Annotated in this window: 15 protein-coding genes and 1 pseudogene; 9 read left to right on the top strand and 7 right to left on the bottom strand. The window is 58.8% G+C overall.

What is annotated here, in order from left to right; translation table 11 throughout:
* Positions 1–88: 88 nt before the first annotated feature.
* Both HNO79_RS09945 and kdsA read left to right on the top strand, forming a co-directional pair.
* Positions 89–1,735, top strand: coding sequence for a CTP synthase (locus HNO79_RS09945; protein ID WP_214164811.1), 1,647 nt, complete (start codon positions 89–91; stop codon positions 1,733–1,735).
* On the top strand, positions 1,732–2,580 hold the full coding sequence (gene kdsA / locus HNO79_RS09940; RefSeq protein WP_214164812.1) for a 3-deoxy-8-phosphooctulonate synthase: 849 nt from the start codon (positions 1,732–1,734) through the stop codon (positions 2,578–2,580). The genes HNO79_RS09945 and kdsA overlap by 4 nt, the downstream gene beginning before the upstream one ends.
* A gap of 269 nt (positions 2,581–2,849) precedes the next feature.
* Here the strand turns inward: kdsA and HNO79_RS09935 are convergent, their stop codons facing one another.
* Positions 2,850–3,923, bottom strand: a complete 1,074-nt coding sequence (locus HNO79_RS09935; protein WP_214164813.1) for a glycosyltransferase family 4 protein — start codon at positions 3,921–3,923, stop codon at positions 2,850–2,852.
* A gap of 60 nt (positions 3,924–3,983) precedes the next feature.
* Positions 3,984–5,180, bottom strand: a complete 1,197-nt coding sequence (locus tag HNO79_RS09930) for a hypothetical protein (RefSeq protein WP_244987498.1) — start codon at positions 5,178–5,180, stop codon at positions 3,984–3,986.
* Between the two features lie 383 nt (positions 5,181–5,563).
* On the opposite strand from HNO79_RS09930, the gene sodC reads away from it, so the two are divergent.
* Positions 5,564–6,091 (top strand): superoxide dismutase[Cu-Zn], encoded by a 528-nt coding sequence (gene sodC, locus HNO79_RS09925; protein WP_214164814.1) that lies wholly within the window; start codon positions 5,564–5,566, stop codon positions 6,089–6,091.
* Positions 6,092–6,267: 176 nt separating this feature from the next.
* Here sodC and HNO79_RS09920 read toward each other — a convergent pair whose 3' ends face one another.
* A complete protein-coding gene (locus HNO79_RS09920; protein ID WP_214164815.1) occupies positions 6,268–7,572 on the bottom strand; it encodes an MFS transporter in 1,305 nt (434 codons plus the stop codon).
* Between the two features lie 341 nt (positions 7,573–7,913).
* On the opposite strand from HNO79_RS09920, the gene HNO79_RS09915 reads away from it, so the two are divergent.
* On the top strand, positions 7,914–8,222 hold the full coding sequence (locus HNO79_RS09915; RefSeq protein ID WP_010514230.1) for a hypothetical protein: 309 nt from the start codon (positions 7,914–7,916) through the stop codon (positions 8,220–8,222).
* 369 nt (positions 8,223–8,591) lie between these two features.
* Here the strand turns inward: HNO79_RS09915 and HNO79_RS09910 are convergent, their stop codons facing one another.
* On the bottom strand, positions 8,592–9,191 hold the full coding sequence (locus HNO79_RS09910; protein WP_029329435.1) for a PadR family transcriptional regulator: 600 nt from the start codon (positions 9,189–9,191) through the stop codon (positions 8,592–8,594).
* 307 nt (positions 9,192–9,498) lie between these two features.
* Here HNO79_RS09910 and bdcA point away from each other — a divergent pair, with 307 nt between their 5' ends.
* Positions 9,499–10,212, top strand: coding sequence for an SDR family oxidoreductase (gene bdcA, locus HNO79_RS09905; RefSeq protein ID WP_214164816.1), 714 nt, complete (start codon positions 9,499–9,501; stop codon positions 10,210–10,212).
* A gap of 910 nt (positions 10,213–11,122) precedes the next feature.
* Here bdcA and HNO79_RS09900 read toward each other — a convergent pair.
* A complete protein-coding gene (locus HNO79_RS09900) occupies positions 11,123–11,509 on the bottom strand; it encodes a lysozyme inhibitor LprI family protein (RefSeq protein ID WP_244987497.1) in 387 nt (128 codons plus the stop codon).
* A gap of 67 nt (positions 11,510–11,576) precedes the next feature.
* Positions 11,577–12,311 (bottom strand): LysM peptidoglycan-binding domain-containing protein, encoded by a 735-nt coding sequence (locus tag HNO79_RS09895; protein ID WP_214164817.1) that lies wholly within the window; start codon positions 12,309–12,311, stop codon positions 11,577–11,579.
* 106 nt (positions 12,312–12,417) lie between these two features.
* Here HNO79_RS09895 and tnpA point away from each other — a divergent pair, with 106 nt between their 5' ends.
* The 4 genes and pseudogenes from tnpA to HNO79_RS09875 all read left to right on the top strand — a co-directional run bounded on the left by tnpA (position 12,418) and on the right by HNO79_RS09875 (position 15,055).
* Entirely contained in the window at positions 12,418–12,777 is a 360-nt protein-coding gene (tnpA, locus tag HNO79_RS09890) for an IS66-like element accessory protein TnpA (RefSeq protein WP_214164818.1), read from the top strand.
* Entirely contained in the window at positions 12,774–13,121 is a 348-nt protein-coding gene (gene tnpB / locus HNO79_RS09885; protein WP_214164819.1) for an IS66 family insertion sequence element accessory protein TnpB, read from the top strand. Before tnpA ends, tnpB begins: the two co-directional genes overlap by 4 nt.
* Positions 13,122–13,183: 62 nt before the next feature.
* Positions 13,184–14,795 (top strand): annotated as a pseudogene (gene tnpC / locus HNO79_RS09880) (IS66 family transposase).
* 2 nt (positions 14,796–14,797) lie between these two features.
* Positions 14,798–15,055 (top strand): hypothetical protein, encoded by a 258-nt coding sequence (locus tag HNO79_RS09875; RefSeq protein WP_214164820.1) that lies wholly within the window; start codon positions 14,798–14,800, stop codon positions 15,053–15,055.
* 355 nt (positions 15,056–15,410) lie between these two features.
* On the opposite strand, the gene guaA is transcribed toward HNO79_RS09875, so the two are convergent.
* On the bottom strand, positions 15,411–17,012 hold the full coding sequence (guaA, locus tag HNO79_RS09870) for a glutamine-hydrolyzing GMP synthase (RefSeq protein ID WP_010513051.1): 1,602 nt from the start codon (positions 17,010–17,012) through the stop codon (positions 15,411–15,413).
* Positions 17,013–17,040 lie beyond the last annotated feature (28 nt).

Raw genomic sequence — 17,040 nt, 5'->3', positions numbered from 1 at the left:
TTCCGTGCCGGGGCATTTTTCATTTTTTCGGCCCGTGTCGCATCGTAGCCTTTGCAGCGCGGGCGCAAGCTGTGTAGAAAGGCCATCCATGACGCGGTTTGTATTCATCACCGGCGGCGTGGTGTCCTCCCTCGGCAAAGGCATTGCTTCGGCTGCCCTTGCTGCCCTGCTCCAGGCCCGTGGCTATCGGGTCCGGTTGCGCAAGCTTGACCCCTATCTGAATGTCGATCCGGGGACGATGAGTCCCTACCAGCACGGCGAGGTCTTCGTGACCGACGACGGTGCGGAAACGGATCTGGACCTTGGCCATTATGAACGCTTTACCGGTGTGCACGCCACCCGGGCGGACAATGCCACGACGGGGCAGATCTATTCCGGCGTGATCGCGCGCGAACGGCGTGGCGATTACCTGGGTGCGACCGTGCAGGTCATTCCCCACATTACCGACTCGATCAAGGAAACGATCGTGGCGGACACCGAGGACCTCGATTTCGTCCTGGTCGAGATCGGTGGCACGGTGGGCGATATCGAAAGCCTGCCCTTCCTTGAATCCATACGCCAGCTGCGCAACGACCTTGGCCCCGACCAGACGATGTTCATCCACCTCACCCTGCTGCCGTGGATCGCGGCGGCGGGTGAGCTGAAGACAAAGCCCACGCAGCATTCCGTCAAGGAACTGCAGAATGTTGGCATCCAGCCGCAGATGCTGGTCTGCCGTTCGGACCGGGAAATTCCCGAAAACGAACGCCGCAAGATCGCCAGCTTCTGCAATGTCCGCCCGCAGGCCGTGATCGCGGCGCGCGATGTGGACACCATTTATGCCTGCCCCATCTCGTACCACGCCGAAGGCATGGATACCGAGGTGCTGCACCATTTCGGCCTGCCCACCACCCCCGACCCCGACCTGTCGCGGTGGGAAAGGATCGTGGATGCCGTCCGCCACCCCGACCGCGAGGTGCTGGTGACGGTGGTCGGCAAGTACACCGCCCTGCTGGACAGCTACAAATCCCTGATCGAGGCGCTGCAGCATGGCGGCATCGCCAACCGTGCGCGCGTGCGCCTGAACTGGGTCGAGGCCGAGGATTTCGAGAAATCGGACGACGCGGTGAACACGCTGGCCCGCAGCGACGCCATTCTGGTGCCCGGCGGGTTTGGCGAACGCGGGTCGGAAGGCAAGATCCGCGCCGTGAAATATGCGCGTGAAAACAACATCCCGTTCATGGGCATCTGCTTTGGCATGCAGATGGCGGTGATCGAATGCGCGCGTAACCTTGCGGGCATTACGGATGCGTCGTCCACCGAATTCGGGCCGACCGACCAGCCGCTGGTGGGGCTGATGACCGAATGGGCGCGGGGCAACGAACTGCTGCGCCGGCGTGAAGGCGGCGAAATGGGCGGCACCATGCGCCTTGGCGCCTATCCCGCCAAGCTGGCCGAAGGCTCGCGCGCTGCCGAAACCTATGGCACCACCGACATCCGCGAACGCCACCGCCACCGGTACGAGGTCAACAACCACTACCGCGAGCAGCTGGAAAAGACCGGCCTGCGCTTTTCGGGCATGTCGCCCGACGGCATCCTGCCCGAAGTGGTGGAATATCCCGACCATCCGTGGTTCATCGCGGTGCAGTACCACCCTGAACTGCTGTCCAAGCCGTTTGACCCGCATCCGCTGTTCTCCGGCTTCATCAAGGCTGCGGTCGCAAAGGCGGCGGAACGGACGGGCGGCAAACGATGACCGACCATCGCGCCGTTACCATTGGCGGGCTGAATGTCAGCAACGAAGCCCCTTTCGTGCTGATCGCAGGGCCGTGCCAGATCGAATCCCAGCAGCAGGCCAGTGAAGTGGCCGACGCGCTGCATGGGATTGCAACGAAGCTGGGTATCGGGCTGATCTACAAAAGCTCGTTCGACAAGGCCAACCGCACCTCCATCAACGGCGCGCGTGGCGTGGGCATGGCGCAGGGGCTGGATATCCTGTCGCAGGTCCGCGCGCGTTTCGGCATGCCGGTACTGACCGACGTGCACCAGCCCGACCAGTGCGCCCCGGTGGCGGAAGTGGCCGACGTGCTGCAGATCCCGGCCTTCCTGTGCCGCCAGACCGACCTTCTGCTGGCTGCGGGACAGACGGGGGCGGCGGTCAATATCAAGAAGGGGCAGTTCCTTGCCCCGTGGGACATGGCCAATGTCGCGGCCAAGGTTGCCTCCACCGGTAATGAACGCATCATGCTGTGTGAACGCGGCACGTCATTTGGCTACAACACGCTGGTCAATGATATGCGCGCCCTGCCGATCATGGCGGGAACCGGCTATCCCGTGATCTATGACGCCACCCATTCGGTGCAGCAGCCCGGCGGCCTTGGTTCGGCTTCGGGCGGGCAGCGGGTGTTCGCGCCCATCCTTGCGCGCGCGGCACTGGCCATTGGCGTTGCAGGCGTGTTCATCGAAACCCATCCCGATCCCGATACCGCGCCGAGTGATGGCGCAACCATGCTGCCACTGGCCTGCATGGAGGACCTGCTGTCATCCCTGCAGCAGTATGACCGGCTGACCAAGCAGTCCCCGCCGGACGTGATCATCTGACCTGTGTTCCCATCCCCGATCGGGGATGGGGCACGCGCCGCCCGCCCGGCCGTGTGGCGCCGCCAGTGGCGGTTTTCCCCGCCTGCCCGGTTATTGGGCGGGACATGACGTGCCCCTGTTCCCACCGTACCCCATAGTATAATAAACTATATGTATGGGTAATATATAATGGTAAGGGTTTGGCACGGGATGGGGCACGGTGGGAACACCGGCCATAAAACCGTGGTTTCCCGCTATTTTTTCGTACCCCTCCGCCCCGGCCCGTACCCCTATGTGTCCATGCGGCGCAGGATCGCGGCCCCGGCGGCGTCAAAGGCCCGTGCGCTGAATGTCCGCATTACCCACTCCCGCGCGACATGTCCCATACCGGCCAGTTGCGCAGGGTTGCGCAGGGCGGCCTCCAGCCTGTCAGCCAGTTGCCGTGGCCGATCCGGGGCGACTTTCCAGCCGGTGACCCCGTCCATGATGGACTGGTTCATTTCCCCCACCGCGCTGCCCACGACCGGCAGGCCCATGTTCATGGCTTCATGCGCCGCAATGCAGAAACCTTCGTAGCGCGAGGGCTGCACATATATGTGGCATTGCCGCAGGAAGGACTGAACATCCTCGACATAACCGGCAAACTGCACATTGCTCAGACCATGGCGGTGGCAGAATGCCTGCAGGCGGTCATGCTCCGCCCCTTCGCCGCCAATGACCACGCGGTAGGGTGACAGGCCCGGCACGTCACGCAGGTGCACAAGCGCGCGGCACAGCACATCGTACCCCTTTGATCCATGCAGCCGCCCGAGCGAGCCGATCTGCACCACCTGTCCCGCACGCCATGCGGGCGCGGGAGCCGTGTCGGGCCAGGCGCGAAAGATGGGCCAGCACATGACGCGGCTGGCGGGCAGGTCCAGCTTCTGGCGGGTCAGCGCGGTGACATAGGCGGAATCCCCCACCCATACCTGACTGAGGTTTTTCATGGCGCGCAGCAGCATCAGGTTGGCGGGACGCAGGAACGCATTATGCTGCCAGCTGACCACGGGAATGCGCTGCCTTGCCCCCACCAGTTCCCCCAGCAGGGTCGCGCGTGTCAGCGATGTCCACAGGTGGGTGGGCCGGATGCTGCGTACCCAGGCATCCAGCCTGTGAAGCTGCTGGGGAATGGGGGCGTCATCCGCGCCCAGCACGGTGGCGGGCACCCCGGCGGCGCGCAGCACGGGCAGGGCGCGCCCGTTGCGCCGGCATATGGCGGCGACATGCACCTCATGCCCATGCCGGCGGAAAACGTCCGCAATGGCGGGAATGGGAAGGGCAGCGCCACCACCTTCAAACGTATTGATAATGTAGGCGATGCGCATGCCCTGCACACTCCGTGTCATGAACCGGTCGGGCAGGATAGCACCACGTATTCCGGCGGGTCATTGGGCAGATGGTTTATCCTTACATAAAAATGTAACAATTTCCTTCGCGGCGCGATGGGCGGCGGTTTCACCGGGGACGGTATGGAATGTCGCGTCGAATGCGGCCTGCTGGCGGGCGGCAAACAGGCGCTGCCGGTCACATGCCACAGCAAGGGCGTGGGGCAGTTCGTCCACGCCCTCGATCACCTGTCCCATGTTCCAGTGCGCATAGTTGGGGTTGTCGCGCCAGCGTGCATGGTGGGAATTGATAAAGATGCACGGGCGCGGCCGGGCGATCCATTCATAGACCTGGCTGCTGGCATCCCCCAGGTAGATATCAGCGGCAAGGACATAGGACATGTCCACCGAATTCTGGCTGCCGGTATCAATGCGTATGTGCGACAGGTTGCGCAGCCGTTCGGGTATCCTGCGGCGCAGGCGGATGCGCCGGTGTTCGACCGATGTGTGCAGCCTGCGGCGGAACAGCATGACGTGGGGCGCAAAGATCAGGTTGTAGTCATCCTGCCGCGCGAACCATTCCAGCACCTCGATCCCCATGTCCCACCATGATGACAGGACCGGGTCAAAATGCGGGTTGTACAGGACGGTAGGCCGGTCATTGTCAAAAAAGCGCGGGCGCGCCGTCATGTCCACGGTGTCGAATTTGGGATAGCCGACAACGGCATGATGCCCGGGGCGGATCAGGTTCTTGTGCAGCATGCGGTCACGCGTCTTGGCGCCGGGCAGCAGCACAAGGTCGAAAAACCGGGTCACGTCGCGAAACCCGATGGACCGGTCCCCCGCCCCGTGCGGCAGGTAGATCAGCCGTACATCCAGATTGAAATGGCTTTTCAGCAGCGCCGATGTCGTCTCGGGCACCACCAGCGCGTCAAACCCCGCGAACAGGTCGATGTTTTCGCGCAGATTGGCAATGCGGCGGAACGGTACGACCGCCCGCGCCACCGTATTTATGGCCCGGGACAGCGGCCCGATATCAATCCGGGCATATGTCACGCGCTGCGCGCAGGCGGCGATGGTTTTGCGGACATGGGCTTCCTGCGCCGCGGTGGAGGTAATGACCGTCACATCCTGCCCCATGGCCGCAAGTTCACTGATGATCGGCGCCGTATGCGGGACCTGATGGGTGCAGTCGTGATTGAACAGGAAACCGATCTTCATGTGCCGCCATGCCATGAGGGGGAAGTGTCGGGTCATACAACGGGAATGCATGTAGGGGAACTGCCCCGTTCCCGGCGGAGCGCCGCGCGCACCCTGCCCCGGTGGGCTGCCAGTGCTGCCGGGTGGCGGGACCCGCGCGTCGTGTCGGGCACGGACCGGAGATCGTGTGCGCGGCCTCCGCAGAAAGTGAAGGACGCGTGCCACCGGCACCGCGCCCTGTTTCCACATGATATTGGCCCGGTAGCGGGACGGATGGGCGCACGGCGCGGGTTCGTGGTTATTGCGAGCGTATCTTAATTCCGGCACGCTGTTCCGGACAGGCCCCGCCGTGTCAGCGCGCGGGCGTTTCCCGGCAGGATACCGGCCTGTCATCCCGCTGCCGTTACGGCTGCCGTGCGATCCGGAATAAGGAATATCCCATGCTTACATCCCGCCTGAAACTGCTTACCGTTCTTGCCGGACTGGCCTGCGTGCCTGCCGTGGCCCATGCCGCCGATACGGCATCCGGCAGCCTGATCGGCAATGACGGCACCGACCACGGCAGCCTCCATGTCACGGATGCGCCAAAGGGCGTGCTGCTGCATATCGAGGCGAAGGGACTGATCCCCGGCTGGCATGGCATCCACTTCCATGAAAAAGGCGACTGCGGCCCGCCGAAGTTCAGCAGCGCGGGCGCACATGTCCATGCGGCCAGCCCCGTCGTGCATGGCCTGCTGAACCCGAACGCCAATGATGCGGGCGACCTGCCCAATGTGTTTGTCAATCAGGACGGGACGGCAACGGTGGAACTGTATTCCACCCTGGTGTCCCTGAATGGCAAGGATGGCCGCCCTGCCCTGCTGGATGCCGACGGGTCGGCGCTGGTCATCCATGCCAATCCCGATGATTACCGCACCCAGCCCATTGGCGGCGCGGGAGACCGCGTGGCCTGTGGCGTGATCCATTAACGCGGCCATCATCGTTCCCGGTCGCGGGACAACCGCGACCGGAACCATCGGGCAGGCGCATGAACGTGTCTGGTGAAACGTCGCCTTCATGAAGAAGGGCGACACCCATGAACCTTTATTTCCATCACGGGCCTGCGGGAAAAATCACGCAGCAGGCGGCAGCACCGGCACACGTCTCACGCCCTGTCACGCCATGCCAGAAGGCACAGGGCCTGCATGCACACCGCCCACAGCGGCAGCCAGACAAATCCCGTCGTAATCCACCATGATACTTCTGGTGGCTGTGCCGCCCCATCCGCAGCGTAATGCCCCCATGACAGGAACTGCGCCAGGATGAAACCGGTCAGGCCCATCGCCAGTTTCGTGACCCATGTATTGATCGAATATGCCAACCCTGCCGATCCGGTCGAGGAACGCGGGTCCCCGTCATCCACGGCCTGGGCCAGCAGGGTGTAATACAGCGGCGACATGACACCCTGCGCCAGCGCAAGAAGACCTGCGGACAGGAAAAAACCCGCCATGGACGCCCCCGCGACAGCCATGGCCAGATAGGCTGCCCCCTGCACGATCAGGCATACGATCCCGCTGCGGACAGTGCCCAGACGCCGCGCAAGTGGCCCGCATGCGGGCACGCCAGCAAACAGCAGGACGGTAATGAATGTAATGATATTGGCGCCCAGCTGCTCCGTGCCGCCAAGGACAATACGGGCGTAATACAGGGCAAACCCGAACAGGGCCGCCTGCCCCACGAAATAAAAGAATGCGAGCATATTGCTCAGCACCCACCGCCGGTTACCAAAAAGATGGCGCAGCGTGATCACCAGCCCCTGCCGGACGGGTGCTGGTGGATGCCGCACGATGCAGCCACGCGCCACGCACAGCCACAGGACGCTGCCCACAACCGACAGGGCCAGCACATAGACCGCCATGCCATACCGGTGCTGCGCCGCACTGTCGCCCCCGCCCAGCCATGTGATGGCGGGAATGGTCATAAGCGCCACAAACAGCGACCCGGCCTGACAGCCCATCATGCGGAATGCATTCAGGCCCACGCGCGCCGTCGCACTCCGGCTGATCATGACCGACAGCGCGCCATAGGGCGTGTTGATGCAGGAATAGACCGCACCAAATACGATATAGGTCAGCCCTGCCCACAGGATTTTCCCTGCGGACGAAAGTGGCAGGGCCAGAAAGCACGCGAAACCCGTCACGCCAAAGGGAATGGCAAGCGCCCGGATCAGACGCGGCACGATCAGCCCCCCCGTACGGTCAACGATATAGCCGATGGCCGGATCGCAGAAGGCATCCACAACTCGGGCCACAAGCAATATCCACGATACCGCCACCAGCGGCAGGCCATATATGTCCGTGTAATAATACATGAGGTAGGATGAGGTCATGCCCCACATCATGTTGGAGGCGGCATCACCACAGCCGTAGGCCACCTTTTCCTTCAGGGGAAGTGCCTGCCTGTTTTCCATTCTCCGGTTTTCCCCGACGTCTGCGGCAAGAACGGCATGCTACCACGCGCAGGGACGACGACAAGCCACACCATGGACCATCATGCAGGGCAGCCTGAAGCAGCCTGTCTGCAAAACATTCACTCATCATCAGGACGTTTTTTCTGAAGCTTTTTTCAGAAAGTTCCTGGAGACGTTTAATGTTCTTTATAAATGAGTGCTTTTCACACAATCCCTGCGTCATGCGACGTGGGTGCATACAATCTGTCAGGGCGCTACCGGTTTGCCCGGCGTCACGGTTGCCGGTTTTCTTTCCTGCAACAAAAAAGGCCCGGCAATATGCCGGGCCTTCCGCTTGGGTAATGGGATCAGTTGGAGGTGCTGTTGTTCTGGTTCCAGCCGCCATTGTGGTCACCGCCGCGACCGCCGTCGTGTTCGCCCCGGTTGCCGTTCTGGCTGTCGCCGCCACGATCCCCGGGACCGTTGTTCCGGTCGCCACGGTTCTCGCCACCGCGATCCCCGTTTTCGCCCGGGCCGCCGTTCCGGTTTTCACCGCCCTGGCCATTCTGACCACCGTTCCCGCCGTGACCGCCATGCCTGCCACCGTGATGGCCATGACCACCGTGGCCACGATGTTCGCCCTGCCCGCTGCCCTGGTTCTGATCAGGTGACTGAGCCTGGGCCGCCAGCGGAAGGGAGGCGCCAAGAGCAAGTGCAAACAGAATTGAACGCTTCATGATATATCCTTTAATTCGACCTTTAATACATCGTGTCGCATGCACGGGAATGTAAGGTCGAATGATGTAACAGACAGTATCGGGAATATCCGGGCACGAAATCACGATCCTGCATGGCCCGGTATTATTCCGGTGAATGTTCCGGAAACTTAAACGAATATTCCGGAACGTGAGTGACCTGCATTCAGGTACTCACAAACCACACCATGATATTCCGTAAAAACAGACCAATACATGGTGGGATTATGGGGTCATTGCCTGACCGGGCGACCAGTTGGCCGACCGGTCAGGGAAATTCGGGGTTCAGACCTGTCCGATCGCCCGGGCGGCGTCATCCAGCAGGGCTGCGATCTTTTCCTCGGCTTCCGTATCAAGCCCGCCGTTGCGCAGCCGCAGGCGGAGTGCCGTGCGCAGGTTTTCCATGCCGCGCATGACCGGCATCGGGACATTCTTCCGGCCCCCCCTGCCCTCTGCCGCACCTGTCGCGGCGCGGGCCAGGATTTCATCAAGGGCCGTACGGCTGGCGGCCAGGAACGCCTCGCCTTCCGGCGTGATGTGGTAGTTCTTGCGGCCGTCGGCTTCGACAATCCGGGCATAACCCGCTTCATCCAGCCAGGTCAGCGTGGGGTAGATCACGCCGGGGCTGGGGGCGTAGCTGCCACCGAATTTTTCCTCGATCATGCGGATCAGTTCGTAACCGTAGGTCGGTTTTTCCGCGATCAGCGAGAGGACCAGGAGCCGCATCTCACCATAATCGAACAGCCGGTGACGCCCGCCCCGGCGGCCACCGCCGTGATGTCCACCGCGGCCGTGATGGCGACGGGGTTCCCCGGAACCTGCCATGCCTTCGGGGGAGAAAGTCTGGCGGTTACGACCGCCTGCGTGTCTGTTTCTGTGTTTCATGACTATCGATATACGTTCCGATATATCTTACGTCAAGATATATCGGAACGTATTTTTCAGTCCTCATCTGCTTCACCATTCCGGACGCCGCACGCAGTCCATCCGCCAGCTCCCCACCCTGCCCATGGGACCGAAGACGCATGTTGATTCTGTCAAGGTTTGACCCGGTTACAGAGTGCTGAACGTCCTGCTGGGTCTGAACAGTCGATCGGGTGGAATAAATTCCAGATCGGTCGATACGGAATTGACTTGCATACCGGCGCCCTATGTTCTGTATTGATCGATACAGAACATAGGGGAATGCGACATGGCGGATTTTTCAGGCAAAAAGGCTGTCGTTATCGGTGGCAGCCGGGGGATTGGCGCCGCAATCGTACGGCGTCTGGCAAGCGAAGGCGCGTCCGTGCGCTTCACATGGGCCGGTTCGCGCGCAAAGGCCGAAGACCTTGCCCGCGAAAGCGGGACGGAAGCCGTTCATGCGGATGCGACCGACCGTTCAGCCATCCTTGCCGCCACGCGCGATGTCGGCCCCATCGACATTTTCGTCTTCAACGCCGGGATCTGCATTGCCGGGGATCCGCTGGCGCTTGATCCTGACGATATTGATCGCATGATCGATATCAACATTCGCGCCGCCTATCACTGCGCGGTTGAAGCTGCCCGCGCCATGCCGGATGGCGGCCGGATTATCCTGATCGGCTCCACGAACGCCAATCGGGTGCCTTTTAAGGGACTGGCGGCCTACAGCATGACCAAATCCGCCCTGCAAAGCATGGTACGGGGGCTGGCACGGGATTTTGGGGAACGTCGCATCACGGTCAATGTCATCCAGCCGGGACCGACGGATACGGATATGAATCCGGCCAATGGCCCCGAGGCCAGCCTCATGCACAGCGTCATGGCCATAAAGGAACATGGGTCCGCAGACGATGTTGCGGCTTATGTATCATTTCTGGCCGGCCCCACGGCGCGCGGCATTACCGGGGCCATGCAGACCATTGATGGTGGCTTCAGCGCATGATGCAGGCAATCCAGTTCCGGACCGATGAGTATAGGACATTATCCACACGGACGGAGACACTGCATGGCCCGGACAGGACGGCCCCGTGAGTTTGATCGGGACAGGGCGCTGGATGCCGGGGATGAAAAGCTGCCGGGTTGAAGAAGATGAGCCGGGCGATCACGTCGGGGCCATCCTTTCATTTATCAAACGGGCTTCTGTTTGCCGATGATGGCTGAATGGCCATGCGCTTTTCCCCTGAACAACATGATATTTACTGCCCGTTTCATATCTTTCGATTGATGCAGGCAGTAACCAACAGATTTGGGGGGAGATGAGTATGTTCTGTATGCCGATCTGGAAATGAATACTCAGAATAATTATTTATAATAATAACAAAAATAGAAAATATATTGCCATAACAGATATCAGAACTCTTTATTGACTACGGCATGGCATTCGCACCTGGCCATAAAAAAATCCTTCAGGACGCATGCTCTGACAAACATGAATCCTGAAGGATAATAAAAACAGACGATATTTATAATATAGACGCTTTATTTAGAAAAAATAACGTCCACTCACTCCCACTCAATCATTCAAAAAATCTCTAACCTATTGATTTAAATATGGAGTTTTTTAGAAAAAGCGCACGGAGCCGTTAACAATCCTGCCAAAATGCTACACTTTTGGTTTTCCAACAGAAATTAAAGGGAAAAAATTTTTGAGATTTCAGAGACTATCGGGATAGTGAGTAAGCTATTTGAGGCTCGATTCCTGCGTTAGATACTGCCACCACTTCGCATACTCACCGTCACAGCATAATCTTAAATGACAAACCAGTTCCCTTACTCCGTCTGGCGATTTTCGCCTTTCTCTCAGCAGTAGCAGAAAACATGAAAGGGGATCTTATTTTCACCAAAGAGGCGAGTTATTTAAGCCGGAACTGAGAAACAGCTTCCCGCAATTGTGCAATTCTCCTATAATTCAATTCGACAATACACGCATATTCTCTTATTTCCAATGCATTACCAATTCCACTAGCACCCAAAGATTTTACAAAGAGACAGTGCGCCTCACGATAATTAATAAATTCCTGATTATCTATTGCAAAATGACTTTTTTCCTGAGCAATATATTGGTCTTCCACATCCCATCGGGACAGCATGGTATTCACATGGGATTCAGCTTGTGTTAACGCTTTTTGACTTTCATCACGTTTTTTTTGTAGGCATTCATGTATTCCTGCCATCGAAAATTCACTACATTCTTCATATAATTCATCTTCTGTCGGGACTATAGACGTGGTCTCTGCCATAGCTGTCATTGGAATACAGAGAATTAGACAAAAACAAGAAATTATCTTTCGGCGCATTAAAAATTTGTTATCGACCGACACGAGGGAATACATAATTCAGTTTCCTTGTATAATCATAAATGTTAGCATGATTATACAAATCTGCCACCGTGGATGCGGAAATAGTTTTCCATCCAAAAATCACCCGTTGCTCAGATGCTTTCTGATATTTCAGTTCCATTCCTGGTTTAAGCTGGGCTGGCGTAATACCCGGATTAAGGCTTTGCAGGTTTTTAACTGTTGTGCCTGTATTCCTTGCGATATGCCACAGATTGTTGTTCGACGCCGTAACCGTAACTTTCTCGATCTTGGCATTAGGATCGACAACGGTATCCATCCGGAAGTTTGCCATCCTCATAAGCAGATATCCGACTCCGGCACGAATGTTATCTACGGGATTGGACCGGGCAGACCCAACTGTCAGGCGTCCTTTCCACGCAGGTGGCATGATACGGTCACCACCTTCCTTTCCAGACAGCAGCGAAGTCAGTCCTGGATCACCCGGATTACCAATCTGCATGGGCTGACGGTTCCATGCGGGGCTGTGTGCGCCCGTCTCTACCCAGATAATCGCCTTGATCCAGCGCCAGTCCAGCGGATGATAGCCAGGTGTATTGGATAAATGCCGGTTGCATTCATCGACCGTGCGGCGGATTTCGCTGTCCCATGCATTCCACTGGGCTGGGGAACGCCCGGCAGCATCAATGCCATCCTTCCATTTATCAAACGGGCTTCTGTTTGCCGATGATGGCTGAATGGCCATGCACTTTTCGTAATCGGCCGCTTGAGGCCGCCTTATGCCTGAGGATTGTGACTGGTAACTTACCGTCGTTAACGACGTCGTTATTGACGTCGTTTGGGAGGTAAATATGGCTCAGGAAATCCTGATTGGCGTTGAACGCCGTCGCCGCTGGCCGGACGAACGGAAGCTGGAGATTCTGGCTGAAGTTGGTGTGGACGGGGCAAGTGTATCGGATGTGGCACGTCAGCATGGCCTGACCCGCCAACATCTTTACCAGTGGCGTACTTCATTCCGTCAAAGACTGTCTTCCCCAGATCAGTCTGTGGCGTTTGTTCCTGTTGCTTCCGTGAATGCACCCGCTGTGGCGTCTGGCGATGATACTGACGAGTTGGCCATTGTGCTGCGCAATGGCCGTTGTATCAGGGTGACGGGACATCCTGCAGAAGAGCTTCTGGCACGGGTCATCCGGATCGCGGAGACGGCATGATTGGCGTGGGCAATGGTGTGCGTGTCTATCTGGCCTGCGGTGTGACGGATATGCGCAAGGGCATATCGGGGCTGGCTGCACTTGCACAGGACAAGCTGCGTCAGGACCCGACGTCGGGAGCACTCTTCGCCTTTCGCGGTCGCCGTGGGGACAGGATCAAGCTTCTGACGTGGGACGGTCAGGGGTTCTGCCTTTATTACAAGGTGCTCGAGACCGGACGTTTTCCGTGGCCCTCCCCAGCAGATGGCGTTGCCCGCCTGACAGCCGCACAGATGGCCATGCTCTGGGAAGGCATTGACTGGAGACGGCCATCCTGGTCTGCGCCTCCCTCTCGCGTCGCCTGATTTTTCGCCATCGCTGCCGCAGATTTCTTTGTTTTCTGGCAGTTTTCCGCTATCATCCAGAGATGGAGCGATATCCTGGCCCCCTGCCTGATGATCTCGAAAGCCTCAAGGCCATCATCATGGCCCAGCAGGGCGAGATCGTGCGGCTGTCGGCGTCGGCGCGGGCCTATGATGCCCTTGTCCGGTCGCTCAGGATCCGGATCGCTCGCCTGCAGAAACAGAAATTCGGGGTCAGTTCAGAAAAGATCGAACGTGAGACTGAACAGCTCGAACTGCTCCTCGAAGATGTGGAAATCGCGATTGCAGCGGCAGATCCGTCTTCCGAAAGTGAGGGGCGCGATAACGGCGACGCCGGGGTCTCTCCCCAAAGACGGCGTGGCAGGCCCAGGGTCTCGGACGCCACACCACGCGAGCGCATTGTGCTCGACCCGGGTGAGGCCTGTTCCGCCTGTGGCGGTCCCTTGCGCCTCGTCGGCGAAGATGTCACCGAAATCCTTGAATTCATCGCAGCAAAACTGAAAGTCGTCGAAACGGCACGGCTGAAGAAATCCTGCCGTCATTGCGAAACAATGGTGCAGCCTGAAGCGCCATCACGTCCTGTTCCCCGGGGCATGGCTGGCCCCGGGCTCCTGGCCCATATTCTGGTCTCGAAATTCGATGACCATATCCCGCTTTATCGTCAGAACGAGATCTTTGCCCGTCAGGGTGTCGAAATCCCCCGTTCAACCCTGATCGACTGGTGTGGTCAGGCCGTTGCCGTCCTGCGTCCCCTGGCGGCACTGATCCGTCAGGATGTCGTTGGGGCAGACCTGCTGCATGCCGATGATACGCCCATCCAGGTTCTTGATCCCTGCCTGCGCCAGGCTGGTAAACCACGCGGTGTGAAGGAAGGACGGATCTGGACCTATCTGCGCGATCCCCGCCCCTGGGGTGGCAGCGATCCACCCGCCGTTGCCTACTGGTTCTCTCCCGATCGCAAGGGGATCAATCCCCAGACCCATCTGGCGACCTTCTCGGGTATTCTCCAGGCGGATGCCTACGCCGGGTTCAGGGACCTGTATAAACCCGATGCAACGGGAACCGTCCGCGTGCGCGAAGCGGCCTGCTGGGCCCACCTGCGTCGGGCATTCCATGATGTCTGGAAAGGCAGCGGCTCGACAATTGCAAGGGAAGCGCTTGAGCAGATCGGAGAGCTCTACGATATCGAGCGGCAGATCACCGGGCATCCCGCCAGGCACCGCCTGGCTGTCCGACAGGAAAAAAAGCCGCCCTCGCGTTGCGGCCTTCCATGCCTGGTGCGAAGCACAGCTCGCCCGCATCCCCGGGAAGGGGGAACTGGCAAAAGCGATCCGCTATGCGCTCAACCGGTGGGCCGCCTTTACCCTGTTTGTGGAAGATGGTCGTGTCGCCATTGACAACAATCCTGCCGAACGGGCCATACGGCCCGTATGCGTCGGCCGAAAAAACTATCTCTTTGCCGGTTCCGATGCCGGTGGGGACAACATCGCTGATGCCATGACCCTCATCGAAAGCGCAAAACTCTCAGGCCTCAATCCGCACGATTACCTCGCCGACGTCCTGGCCCGTATCAACGAGCACAAAATCAACCAGCTCCACGAACTGTTGCCATGGAACTGGAAACCCATGAAAACACCTCATCAACAGGCTGCATAGTCATGGCTGCCATCAGCTACATCTTTACCGCAGCATACGTCGCAGCAAAACTTGCTGAAGACGAGGATCTGCTGCATGAAATCGCCGAAGGCATGACGCCGGAAGATGGGCGTATCTATGTCTTCAACTCTAACCGGGAAGACGAGGAACCAATCCTTGCTTTTACGGAGTTTGGTATCGAAAATCTTCCATACCTAATCGCAATTCATAAAGAAAATCACGCGCTCAATACCAAAACCCCAGGCAGAAATACAGTCTGACGGGTCTTGAACGGCCGGTTACCACTTTTCCCCTGAACAACATGATATTTACTGCCCGTTTCATATCTTTCGATTGATGCAGGCAGTAACCAACAGGTTTGGGGGAATATGGGTATGTTCTGTATGCTGATCTGGAAACGAATATTCAGAATCATTATTTAGAATAATAACTAAAATAGAAAATATATTGCCATAACAGATATCAGAACTCTTTATTGACTCCGGCATGGCATTCGCACCTAGCCATAAAAAAATCCTTCAGGACGCATGTTCAAACGAACACGGTTCCTGAAGGATAATAAAAACAGAACAGATTTATAATATAGACGCTTTATTTAGAAAAAATAACGTCCACTCACTCCCACTCAATCGTACCCGGCGGCTTGGATGTAATATCATAAGTGACGCGGTTGACCCCACGGACCTCATTTACGATACGCCCGGCCACGCGGTTGAGGAAGGACATGTCGAAAGGATAGATATCCGCCGTCATGCCATCAGTGCTGGTAACGGCGCGCAGGGCGCAGGCGTAATCATATGTGCGGCCATCGCCCATCACACCCACGGTCCGCACGGGCAGCAGAACGGCAAAGGCCTGCCAGATGGCATCATACAGTCCGGCCGAACGGATTTCCTCCAGGAAAATCGAATCAACACGCCGCAGCAGGTCCAGCTTTTCACGCGTGATCGCACCGGGAATGCGAATGGCCAGCCCCGGACCGGGGAACGGGTGGCGACCGACGATTGCTTCGGGAATATCCATTTCCCGGCCCAGTTCGCGCACTTCGTCCTTGAACAGTTCACGCAGCGGTTCAACCAGCTGCATTTTCATCCGTTCCGGCAGGCCGCCCACATTGTGGTGCGACTTGATGGTCACGGACGGCCCGCCGGTAAAGCTGACGCTTTCGATCACATCGGGGTACAGCGTGCCCTGCGCCAGGAATTCGGCGCCACCCAGTTTGGCGGCCTCTTCCTCGAACACTTCGATAAACAGGCGCCCAATGGTCTTGCGCTTGATTTCGGGGTCGCTCACCCCTTCCAGCGCATTCAGGAACAGGTCGGATGCATCGCGGTGGATCAGGTGAATGTTGAAGCGATCGCGGAAGGTGCGAATGACTTCATCCGCCTCCCCCGCGCGCAGGATGCCGGGATCGACGAAAATGCAGGTCAGCTGGTCGCCAATGGCCTGGTGGATCAGCACGGCGGCAACCGACGAATCAACACCACCCGACAGGCCGCAGATCACCCGCCCCTTGCCCACCTGCTGGCGGATGCGGGCGATTTCCATTTCGCGGAAACCCGCCATGGTCCACGTGCCCCGGCACCCCGCCACGTCATGCGTGAAATTGCGCAGCAGCGCCGCGCCATGCGGGGTGTGCACCACCTCGGGGTGGAACTGCACGCCATACAGGCGGCGGCCTTCATCGGCGATGATGGCGAACGGCGCGCCCTCGCTCACGGCCACGGCCTGGAATCCAGGCGGCAGCTTGGTCACGCGGTCGCCATGGCTCATCCACACCTGTTCACGACCGCCCCGCGCCCATGTACCACGGAACAGGGCGCAGTCCTTTATGATATCGATATGCGCACGCCCGAATTCACGGTGTTCGGATGTTTCCACCGTCCCCCCAAGCTGGCGGCACATCGCCTGCTGACCATAGCAGATCCCCAGCACCGGCACGTTCAGGCTGAACACCACATCCGGAATTGTGGGCGCGTCCTTGTCCAGCACGCTGGCCGGGCTACCGGACAGGATGATGCCCTTGGGCGCAAAGGCACGAATCCGCTCGGCGCTACTGGAATACGGCCAGATTTCGCAGTACACCCCGCTTTCACGCACGCGCCGGGCAATCAGCTGGGTCACCTGGCTGCCAAAATCCAGGATCAGGATACGATCATCATGCAGGGTTTCATCAAGTCCTGCCTCTGGGGCGGCGGTCTTCGCGGTCTCGTTCATCTTGTGTCTTTCGGTCGCGGCATTATCG

It is taken from the genome of Komagataeibacter oboediens (assembly GCF_018491655.1).
Classification (GTDB): Bacteria; Pseudomonadota; Alphaproteobacteria; order Acetobacterales; family Acetobacteraceae; genus Komagataeibacter; species Komagataeibacter oboediens.
The sequence above is the reverse complement of the archived record's forward strand: the minus strand, read 5'-3'. Positions and strand labels throughout refer to the sequence as shown.